The sequence below is a fragment of the Agromyces allii genome (assembly GCF_009749385.1).
Taxonomy (GTDB): domain Bacteria; phylum Actinomycetota; class Actinomycetes; order Actinomycetales; family Microbacteriaceae; genus Agromyces; species Agromyces allii.
Window position 1 is genome coordinate 229176 of sequence record NZ_WBIN01000011.1, and the last position, 10577, is coordinate 239752.

The 10577-nt window shown below is 70.2% G+C and carries 7 protein-coding genes; all 7 read right to left on the minus strand.

The features are described 5' to 3' along the window. Positions 1-57: 57 nt before the first annotated feature. Positions 58-2406: a HelD family protein gene (locus GQR16_RS14820; RefSeq protein ID WP_157415927.1), complete on the minus strand. Its 2349-nt coding sequence runs from the start codon at positions 2404-2406 to the stop codon at positions 58-60. 50 nt (positions 2407-2456) lie between these two features. Then, positions 2457-3512: an ABC transporter permease gene (locus GQR16_RS14825; RefSeq protein WP_157415928.1), complete on the minus strand. Its 1056-nt coding sequence runs from the start codon at positions 3510-3512 to the stop codon at positions 2457-2459. After that, positions 3509-4594 (minus strand): ABC transporter permease, encoded by a 1086-nt coding sequence (locus GQR16_RS14830; RefSeq protein ID WP_157415929.1) that lies wholly within the window; start codon positions 4592-4594, stop codon positions 3509-3511. The genes GQR16_RS14825 and GQR16_RS14830 overlap by 4 nt, the downstream gene beginning before the upstream one ends. Next, on the minus strand, positions 4591-6237 hold the full coding sequence (locus tag GQR16_RS14835; RefSeq protein WP_157415930.1) for a sugar ABC transporter ATP-binding protein: 1647 nt from the start codon (positions 6235-6237) through the stop codon (positions 4591-4593). Before GQR16_RS14835 ends, GQR16_RS14830 begins: the two co-directional genes overlap by 4 nt. A gap of 125 nt (positions 6238-6362) precedes the next feature. Next, a complete protein-coding gene (locus tag GQR16_RS14840; RefSeq protein WP_157415931.1) occupies positions 6363-7358 on the minus strand; it encodes an ABC transporter substrate-binding protein in 996 nt (331 codons plus the stop codon). 516 nt (positions 7359-7874) lie between these two features. Next, complete coding sequence (locus GQR16_RS14845; protein ID WP_157415932.1) at positions 7875-9437, minus strand: sugar ABC transporter ATP-binding protein; 1563 nt, start codon at positions 9435-9437, stop codon at positions 7875-7877. Next, entirely contained in the window at positions 9434-10462 is a 1029-nt protein-coding gene (locus tag GQR16_RS14850; protein ID WP_157415933.1) for a LacI family DNA-binding transcriptional regulator, read from the minus strand. Before GQR16_RS14850 ends, GQR16_RS14845 begins: the two co-directional genes overlap by 4 nt. Positions 10463-10577 lie beyond the last annotated feature (115 nt).

The following is a 10577-nucleotide window of genomic DNA, read 5'->3' on the forward strand; positions in this document are numbered from 1 at the left end:
CGGTCTGGATCGGCGGTCCGGCCTGCACGGCCGGGCGCCGAGCGACTCCGCTCGGCGTCAGCCGATGACGTCTCCGGCCTGCACGACCGTGAGCCGCTGCGTCGGCCGGGTGAGGGCGACGTAGAGCCGCTTCCACGTGGCCGACGAGATGGCGTGCGGCTCGGGCATGGGCGGAACGGCGACGACCACGGCGTCGAACTCGAGGCCCTTCGCATCGTCGGGGGTGCCGACCCAGAGCCGGTCGGCCGCCGATGGAGACGCCTTGCCTGCTTCGGCAGCGCGAACCTCCTGCAGCGCACCGAGCATGGCGAGCGGGCCGATCACGCCGACGGTGCCCTCGCTCTCGGCCAGGGCCTCGACGGCCGCTCGTGCGGCGGCGGCTCCCAGCTCGGACGCGGGCACGCGCAGGACGCGCGGCTCGTGCTCGCCGTCGCGGGCCGAGGTCGGCTCGTGCACGCCGGGGTCGATGCGGCGCAGCACGCCCGTCGCGAGCCGCATGATGCGGCCGGGCGTGCGGTAGTTGACCGTGAGGTCGGTGCGGCTCCACCGCGGCACCTGCGGGTCAAGCAGGCCGGCCCACGTGAACGCGGAGTCGGTCGCCGTGTACTGGTTCGCATCGCCGACGAGCGTCATCGAGCGCGACGGGCAGCGGCGGATGAGCGCGCGCAGCAGCATCGGGCTCGTCTCCTGCGCCTCGTCGACGATGATGTGCCCGTAGACCCACTCGCGGTCGGCCATGGCGCGCTCGGCGGGGGTGCGTCCGTCGCCGGCGGCCTGCCGGTCGGCGAGCGTCGCGGCGGTCACGATCGAGACGGGCGCGGCGAGGTGGTCCTCGTCGGCATCGGCGTCGGCCACCATGTCGAGCACGTTCTGCGCGTAGGCGAGGTCGACGGCCCGGTCGGCGCGGGCGCGCGTGGCCGCGGCCGCGGCGGGGCGGGGGTCGTCGCCGAGCAGCTCGGCGAGCTCGTCGACGAGCGGGATGTCGGCGGGCGTCAGGCCGTGGTCGCGGGAGCGCAGCAGCGCCGCGCGCAGCGCCGGGTCGAGCGACGGCAGCACGGCGTCGAGACGGTCGGGCTCGCTGAACAGGTCGCGCACCACCTCGACGGGGTCGAGCAGGGGCCAGAGCTCGTCGAAGAGCTCCTGCACCGCCGGGTCTTCGGCCCAGTCGGCCCGCCGCTCCCAGTCCTCCATCGCCGAGGCGCCGTGCTCGGCGTCTTCGAGGCGCAGGATCTCGGTCAGGAGCGCCGTCTCGAACTTCGGGCGGGCGGCGTTGTGCGGCGTGCCGCCGGAGCGGCCGCGCGTGCGCACGCGGTGGAGCAGGCGCCCGTCGAGCGTCATCTCCTTCAGGCCCGCAGGGCGCAGCACCCGGGAGCCGTCGTTGGGCACCTGGAATCCGCGCACGGCCTGCTTGAGCGCGTCGACGATCTCGAGTCGGCCCTTGAACTCGGCGGCGAGCGCGGGCTCGGTCGCGGTCGCGCTCACGCCGGGCAGCAGCGTGCTCGGGGTGACGAGCACCGCCGAGTCCTCGCCGAGTGAGGGCAGCACCTGCGAGATGTACTCGAGGAACCGACGGTTCGGACCGACGATGAGCACGACCGACTTCGCCAGACGGTTGCGGTGCTCGTAGAGCAGGAACGCGGCGCGCTGCAGGGCCACGGCCGTCTTGCCGGTGCCGGGCCCGCCCTGCACCACGAGGGTGCCGGCGAGCGGGCCGCGGATGATCGCGTCCTGCTCGCGCTGGATGGTGCCGACGATGTCGCCCATGTGCTGCGTGCGCGGCTTGTCGAGGGCCGCCATGAGCGCGGCATCGCCGCTCGCGACGCCGGCGAGGTCGTTCGGGTCGTCGACGTCGACGAGCAGTGGTTCGTCGTAGACCGCCGTGACCGTGCGGTCGGTCGACGAGATGCGCCGACGCGCCCTCACGCCGTCGCGGTGCAGCGGCGTCGCCGTGTAGAACGGGCGGGCGACCGGCGCACGCCAGTCGATGAGCAGCCGCTCGCCGTCGTCGGGGTCGCTCAGGCCGATGCGGCCGATGCGGTACCGCTCGCCTTCATCGGTCTCGACGCCGCCCAGCAACAGGCCGTACGACGCCGTGCGGAGCCCCTGCAGCCGCTGCGCGTGGTGCGCGACGAGCGCATCGCGCTCGGTGAGGTTCAGCTCATCGCTCGGGCGACCGAGCATCGACTGGAGGTAGGCGGACTCCTGCTCGACGAGCCCGGCGACGACCTCGCGGATGTGGTCGAGCGCCGCCTGCTCCTCAGCGATGGGCGTGGTGGAAGTGCTGTTGGTGATGGCGGTACTCCTCGTGCGGCGGACCGTCGATTCTACCCGCGATGGATGCCGCGTCGGCCCGCCAGCGGTTCGACCACGCTGCCCGGTGCGCCCGCCCGCCGACCGCCCGGGCATGGCGAAGGGCGGATGCCACGAGACATCCGCCCTTTGCCGTTCGCATCTCGCTACGTATGCCGCTTCGAGGTGACCGCGCGCTGGAGCAGCACGAAGATCAGCAGGATGCCGCCGGTGATGATCGTCGTCATCTCGGGCGGGATGCCGCCGTCGCGCGTGATGAGCACGTTCATGAGGCCGAGCACGAGGGCGCCGACCACCGATCCGAGCACGTAGCCGTACCCGCCGGTCAGCAGCGTGCCGCCGATCACGGTCGCGGCGATCGCGTCGAGCTCCCAGCCGATGCCCGTGATGTTCTGGGCGATGCCGAGGCGCGACGTGTAGACCACGGCGGCGATGCCCGAGAGCGTGCCGCTGATGACGTACACGAGCACCTTGGTGCGCGGCACTGCGAGTCCCATGAGCGCCGACGAGCTCTCGGAGCCGCCGATCGCGTAGACCGTGCGGCCCGTGCGGGTGCGGTGCAGCACGAAGAAGGCACCGAACACGACGAGCAGCGCGATGATCACGCCGGGCGTGATGACGACGTCGTTGACCTTCGGACCGTCGATGATCTTGAACTGCTCGCCCAACCATCGGATCGGCGATTCCTCGGCGAGGCGCTCGGGCTGCGTGCTGAGCAGTGACGCGAGACCCCGGCCGAGGAACATCATCGCGAGCGTCGCGATGAACGGCTGCACGTTGAAGTACTGGATCAGGATGCCGCTCGCGAGCCCGAACAGCGTGCCGATGAGCACCATCAGCAGGATCACGATCCAGGGGTTCCACCCGGCGTTCGCGAGCATGACGCCGGCGACGCTCGAGAGCGCGATGACCGAGCCGACCGACAGGTCGATGCCGCCCGTGAGGATCACGAAGGTCATCGCCACCGCGAGGATGATCAGGTGGGCGTTGTTGATGAGCAGGTTCGACAGCGTGTTGTACTGCACGATGCGGCCGTAGGCGAGCTCGCCGTAGATCACCATGCCGATGAAGATGACGATGGCGGCGACGGTCGGCAGCACCGACGGGTTGGAGGCGACGACCCGCTTCACCCGGGTCACGAGCTTCGAGGCCGTGGACTCCTGGTCGGGGGCGTCGATCTGGGGGTTCTGCACGATGGTCATGCTGCAACCTCCTGCTTCGGCTTGGCGGGGAGCGACTCGGGCCGCAGCTGCGGCGGCTTGCGTCGTTGGACGAACCAGCTGCGCACCCGGTCGGACTGCAGCAGGCAGAGCACGACGATCACGATCGCCTTGAACGCCGGGGTGGCCGACGACGAGATGCCGAGGAACACGATGGTCTTGTCGAGCGTCGCGATGAGCAGTGCGCCGACGACGGCGCCGCCGATCGAGAACTTGCCGCCGGCGAGCGACGTGCCGCCGATGACGACCGCGAGGATCGCGTCGAGCTCCATCTGGTAGCCGGTGCGCGAGACGTCGACCGTCATCACGGTGCCGACCGACATGATGCCGGCGACGCCCGCGAGCACGGCGCTCAGGATGTAGACCGTGAGCAGCAGCCCGCTCGGCTTGATGCCGGCCATGCGGCTCGCCTTCGGGTTGATGCCGATCGCCTCGATCATGAGCCCGAGCGCGCTGCGGCGCACCACGAGGCCGACGACGATCACGATCGCGATCGCGAGGAGGAACACCACCGGCAGGCCGATGACGAACCCGTTCGCGATCCACCGGAACGGATCGTTCGTGGCCGAGGTGTTCTGGCCCTCGGTGATGACCTTCGCGATGCCGCGGCCCGCGAGCATCATGATCAGCGTGCTGATGAAGGGCTGCAGTCCGATGTAGGCGACCAGCACGCCGTTGATGGCGCCGAGGAGCGCGCTCACGAGGAGGGCGAGCCCGATGGCGCCGAGCGCGACGCCGACCGAGCCCGACTGCCCGGCATCTTTCATGAACACCATCGCGACCGCGCCGGAGACCGCCATGACCGAACCGACCGAGAGGTCGATGCCGCCGGTGGCGATCACGAGCGACATGCCGACCGCGATCATCAGGATCGGCGCGGACGCCCGGAGGATGTCGATGACGTTGCCGACCAGGTTCCCGTTGACCGGGTTGACCGTGATCGCGAGGTAGTTCGGGTCCTTCAGGACGTTGAGGGCGAGGAGCGCGAAGATCGCGATCACTCCCCAGAAGAACGGCTTGCGGATGAGCTCGCGCAGCCAGTTCGTTCGAGCAGCGTTGCTCATGATTCCTCCTCCGTCGCGGCGTACGCATGCGCGTCCGCCGGCGACGACTCGCTCGGGTGCGATGCCGCGATGTCGTGCTGGCCCTCGGCATCGATGATGCCACTCTCGGCGGCCGCCTCGACACCGTGCGCGGCGATGACGTCGACGACGTGCTGGGCCGTGATCTCGGGCCCGTTGACGATCTCGCCGATCTTCTGGTGGTCCTTCAACACGACGATGCGCTCGCTGAGGCGTACGACCTCCTCGAGCTCGGACGAGATGAAGACGACCGAGACGCCGCTCTCGGCGAGCTCGGCGACGGCCTCCTGGATCTCGGCCTTCGCGCCGACGTCGATGCCGCGGGTGGGCTCGTCGAGGATCAGCAGCTCGGGATTCGTCGCGAGCCAGCGGCCGAGCAGCACCTTCTGCTGGTTGCCGCCGGAGAGGTTCTTGATGAGCCGGTTCGGGTCGGACGGCCGCACGTTCAGGGCGGTGATGTACTTCTCGACGAGCTCGTCCTGCTCCTTGCGCGGGATGGGCCTGGCCCAGCCGCGCTCGGCCTGCACCGCGAGGATCATGTTCTCGCGCACGGTGAGGTCGGCGATGATGCCCTCGTCGCGCCGGTTCTCGGTCGAGAACGCGATGCGCTTGACGAGGCCGTCGGCGGGGCTCTTGATGTCGACTCGCTTGCCGTGCAGCGTGACCTCGCCCTCGTCGGCGCGATCTGCGCCGTAGAGCAGGCGGGCGAGCTCGGTGCGGCCGGAGCCGAGGAGGCCGGCGAAGCCGACCACCTCCCCGCGATGGACGTCGAGGTCGGTGGGCTCGATCGAGCCGCGACGGCCGAGGCCCTTCGCCGTGAGCAGCGGCTCCTCGGCGGCGTAGTCGCGGTCGTCGACGCGGCGGTTGCCGCCGAGCGACGAGAGCGCCCCGAGGTCCTTGCCGATCATCTTCGAGATGAGCGCGTGGCGATCGAGGTCGCGGGTGAGGTACTCGCCCTCGTACCGGCCGTTGCGCAGGATCGTCAGGCGGTCGCTGATCGCGTAGATCTGGTCGAGGAAGTGCGAGACGAAGAGGATGGCGACGCCCTGGTCGCGGAGCGAGCGCATCACGCGGAACAGGCCCTCGACCTCGGCCGCGTCGAGGCTCGAGGTCGGCTCGTCGAGGATGAGCACCTTCGCCTTGATCGCCATGGCGCGGCTGATCGCGACGAGTTGCTGCATGGCGATCGACAGCGTCGAGAGCGGCTTGTGGGTGTCGAGGTGCTCGAGCCCGAGTCGGGCGAGCGCCTCGGTGGCGGCGGCGTGCGTCGCACGCCAGTTCACGCCGAAGGCCCCGCGGATCTCGTGGCCGAGCATGACGTTCTCGCCGATCGAGAGGTTCGTGACCAGGTTGACCTCCTGGTACACGGTGGAGACGCCGGCGCTCTGCGCATCGCGGGTGCCGTGGAACTGACGCTCCTGGCCCGCGACGACGATCGAGCCGCCGTCGATCTTGTAGACCCCGGTGAGGGCCTTGATCAGCGTCGACTTGCCGGCGCCGTTCTCGCCCATCAGCGCGTGGACTTCGCCCTGGAAGAGGCGGAAGTCCACCCCGTCGAGGGCTTTGACGCCTGGGAACTCGATGGAGATGTCGCGCATCTCCACGATTGGCAGTGCTTCACTCATGGCATTCGCATCCTGTGCCTCGGCCGCGGGTGGGCGGCCGTTCAATGGAGCGGTGCGGGGTCGCTCGAGGAGCAGACCCCGCACCGGGTGCGTCTCACGCCGCGATCAACGGCGTGGTCGGCCGATCAGTACTGGCGGTCGGCGAGCACGGCCTGTGCTGCCTCGGCCGAGTCGAACGCCTCGCTCGGAACGATGATGTACGACTCGACCGACTCGCCGGCGAGCGTCTTGTTCACGACGTCGAGGGCGGTCTCGCCGAACAGCGGGTTGTACTCGTGCACGAAGCTGAGCTGACCGTCGGCGAGGGCCTCCATCGCGGCGAGCGTGCCGTCGATCGTGGCGATCTTGACGTCGACGCCCGGCGTGAGACCGGCCTCTTCGACGGCCTGCGCAGCGCCGAGACCCATCTCGTCGTTCTGCGCGAAGATCAGCTGGATGTTGTTGTTGTTCGCCTTCAGGAGCGTCTCGGTGACCGACTTGCCCTCTTCGGCCGACCAGTTGGCGGTCTGCGCGGCGACCTCGACGAGGTCGGAGCCGTCGACGGCGGAGTCCCAGCCCTCGTTGCGCTCGTTCACGACGCCGACGCCGGCCGGGCCCTCGAGCGTGATGTAGTTGCCGCCATCGGGGAACTGCTCGACGGCCCAGTCGCCGACCGCGCTCGCGACCTCGACGTTGTCGGGCGCGATGCGGGTGATGTAGAGGCTGGGGTCGTCGGGGTCGATGCCGCGGTCGAGCAGGATCACGGGGATCTCAGCCTCCTGCGCACGGGCGAGCGAGTCCTCCCAGCCGGATGCCTCGGTGGCCGACAGCAGGATGACGTCGACGCCCTCGTCGACGAACGACGTGAACGCGTCGATCTGCGACTTCTGGTCGAGGTTCGTGGCGGGCGCGTACTTCAGCTCGAAGCCGGCGTCCTCGGTGAACGTCTCCTGGATGTTCTTCTCGTTCGCCTCGCGCCATGCGCCCTCGGGGCCGACCGCGACGAAGCCGACGGTCGTGAGGTCGCCCGCGTCGGCGTTGTCGCCGCTGCCGCCGCTGCTCGAGCACGCGGCGAGGCCGACGGTGAGCGCGCCGACGGCCGCCAGGCCGAGGAACTTCGTGAATCGCCTCTGAACTGACATGTGATCTCCTCCTTGAGACCCGGCACCACGGCGCCGGTGTTTTCCGCTGTGCGGATTCCTGTGATTGCGGAGACGCTTGGCGCGTCCACATTCAGGATGTTACCGGGAACAAAGAGTGGAACACAAGCACTTTGTTCCCGGAAACATAACATTCTGGAAACCCACCGCGATAGCCCCGTTCGGGCGGTCCTCGAGTGCGCGGGTCCAGGCGGTCGAGCGGAGGGTCGCAGCGCGCGTTCGTTCCCCCGCACGCGCCTGGCCGCATGGTGCCTGCCCCGATCACGCGGATGTCTCAGCCACCCGCTCCCCCCGGGCCGACGGCGGCACCCCGACTCGGCGCCCGCCGACGGCATCCGCAGCTCATCTCGGGCCCGCCTCGACGTGCGCGCGCCGACCCCGAACACCCCGAAGCGTGGTGATCGTCGCACTCGGGATCACCGCACTCGTCGGGTCACGGCCGGCGGCGACGACGAGAACCGGCATCTCGAGGGAGATCGCCCGAGGGACGCCGCAGGGTCAGGCGTCGTCCTCTTCGTCGGCGGCGATCATCTCGATGATCGTGTCGACGCTGAGCCCGGGGCCGTTGCTGACCTCGCCGATCTTGCGGCGGTCCTTGAGGATCGCGATGCGGTCGCTCAACCGCACGACCTCGTCGAGCTCGGAGGAGATGAACACGACCGCCATGCCGTCGCGCGCCATCTCGGCGACACGCGCCTGGATCTCGACCTTCGCGGCGATGTCGATGCCCCGCGTCGGCTCGTCGAGCACGAGCAGCAGAGGGCGGGTCGCGAGCCACCTGGCGAGGAGCACCTTCTGCTGGTTGCCGCCCGAGAGCTGCTTCGCGGGCGCGTCGAGTCCGGGCGCGACGATGCCGAACGACTCGACGAACCGGTCGACGAGGGCGTCGCGCTCGGCGTGCGAGATGGGCCTGGCCCAGCCGCGGATCGCCTGCAGCGCGAGCACGATGTTCTCGCGCACGCTGAGCTCCTCGATGATGCCGCCGTCGCGCCGGTCTTCTGACGCGTACGCGACGCGACGCCGGAGCGCGGCCGCCGGGTTCGGCAGCCCGACCGGCCGGCCGTCGATCTGGAACGTGCCCGAGTCGGCGCGCTCGACGCCAGCGAGCAGCTGGCCGAGCTCGCTGCGGCCCGAGCCGCGCAGCCCGCCGAGTCCGACGACCTCGCCACGGTGCACCTCGAAGTCGGTCGAGTCGAACTCGCCCCGCTTGCCGACGCCGACCGCGCGGAACAACGGCGTGCCCGTGGGGTCCGCCCGGTGCGCACGCCGGTCGGAGCCGATGCGACGCAGCTCGGTGAGGTCCTTGCCGATCATCTTCGAGATGAGCACCGCTCGGTCGAGCTCGCGGGTGGGGTACTCGCCCTGCCCGTACCCGTCGCGGAGCACCGTGATGCGATCGCTGATCGCGTACACCTGCTCGAGGAAGTGCGAGACGAAGAGGATGGCCACGCCCTGGTCGCGCAGCCGCCGCAGCGCCCGGAACAAGGTCGCGACCTCGTCGGCGTCGAGGCTCGAGGTCGGCTCGTCGAGCACGAGCACCTTGGGATGGGTCACCATCGCCCGCGCGATCGCGACGAGCTGCTGGATCGCCGGCGGAAGCGTGGCCACGGCCTGCTTCGGATCGAGGTCGCCGAGGCCCAGCTCGTCGAGCACGGTCACGGCGCGACGGCGCGTCGCGGGCCACGAGATGCCGTACCAACGGCGCTCCTCGTGGCCGATCATCACGTTCTCGGCGATCGAGAGGTTGCCGCAGAGATCGACGTCCTGGAACGCCGCGGCCACGCCGACGGACTCCGCCTCGGCCGGGCCGGACAGCACCACGGGCTCGCCGCTGATGCGCACCGAGCCGCCGCCGATGCGGTACGCGCCGCTCAACGCCTTGACCAACGACGACTTGCCGGCGCCGTTGCCGCCCATGAGGGCATGGATCTCGCCGGGGAACAACCGGAGGTCGACCCCGTGCAGCACGGTCGTGCCGTCGATGTCGACGGTGATGCCCGTCATCTCGACGACCGGCCGAACCTCGACGTTCGGCCGGGCCGCGGCATCCTTCGCGGTCATGACGACCTCGGCGGGGCGGTCGAGGCGCGCACGACGAGTTCGCTGGGGATCTTCGAGCGCTGCGGGATCTCACGGCCCTCGAGCGCCGCCCGCAGCACCTCCATGGCCTTCACGCCGAGTGCGTAGAAGTCCTGCGTCACGGTGGTGAGCGGCGGGATGAAGTGGCGCGACAGCGGCAGGTCGTCGAAGCCGATGATGCTGACGTCTTCGGGCACCCGGATGCCGCGGTCGTGGAAGCCGTGCACGACGCCGAACGCCATCTCGTCGTTCGCGACGAACATCGCGGTGTACTCGGGCACGCCCTTGAGGCCGACCGCGTAGTCGTAGCCGAAGTCGGCGGTCCAGTCGCCGACCACGATCGGGCGCACCTTGAGGCCCCACTGCTCGATGCGCGCGTGGAAGGCTCGCTCGCGGCCGCGGGCATCGAGCCAGTCGAGGGGACCCGCGAGGTGCAGGATGTCGCGGTGCCCGAGCGCGACCAGGTGGTCGACGGCGAGCGTCGTGCCGAGCTGCTGGTCGACGCTCACGGTGAGGAAGTTCGGGTCCTTCGCGGCCTTGACCACGAGCACCGGGACGTCGATCGAGATGCGGCGCAGCGCCGACACCGACGACGAGCGCGGCGCGACGACGCAGAGGGCGTCGACGCCCTCGGCGATGAGGTGGCCGACCGCCGCCTCGGGGGTGAGGCTCGCGTCGTCCTGCATCGCGACCGAGGTGACCGAGTACCCGCCGGAGCGCGCCGCGAACTCGAGGCCGCGGAGCGTGCTCGTCGGCCCGAACTCGACCGAGCTGTCGACGATGACCCCGATGCGCTGCGTGCGCTGCGTCGCGAGCGCCCGAGCCGCGCTGTTCGGCTTGAAGTCGAGCTGCTCGATGACGTCCATCACGCGCTGGCGCGTGGCCGGACGGATGTTCGGGTGCCCGTTGAGCACGCGGGAGACGGTCATGTGCGAGACGCCGGCGAGCACGGCGACCTCGCGGATGCCGAGCTTCTCGGGGCGGTCCCCGCTCTCGACGTCACTCACCACCGGTCTCCTGTCTCACGGAATCGTCGTCGCTCACGTCCCCCGATGCAGAACCGCCGACCCTCGGCCGCTCGACGAGCGGCCGACGGGGACAGCCTATTCGTTCAGGGCCTCC

Coding starts and splice junctions, on each gene's coding strand:
- GQR16_RS14830 (WP_157415929.1), bottom strand. CDS start 4,594: ATGAGCAACGCTGCTCGAACGAACTGGCTGCGCGAGCTCATCCGCAAG.
- GQR16_RS14845 (WP_157415932.1), bottom strand. CDS start 9,437: ATGACCGCGAAGGATGCCGCGGCCCGGCCGAACGTCGAGGTTCGGCCG.
- GQR16_RS14820 (WP_157415927.1), bottom strand. CDS start 2,406: ATGCCCGGGCGGTCGGCGGGCGGGCGCACCGGGCAGCGTGGTCGAACC.
- GQR16_RS14840 (WP_157415931.1), bottom strand. CDS start 7,358: ATGTCAGTTCAGAGGCGATTCACGAAGTTCCTCGGCCTGGCGGCCGTC.
- GQR16_RS14835 (WP_157415930.1), bottom strand. CDS start 6,237: ATGAGTGAAGCACTGCCAATCGTGGAGATGCGCGACATCTCCATCGAG.
- GQR16_RS14825 (WP_157415928.1), bottom strand. CDS start 3,512: ATGACCATCGTGCAGAACCCCCAGATCGACGCCCCCGACCAGGAGTCC.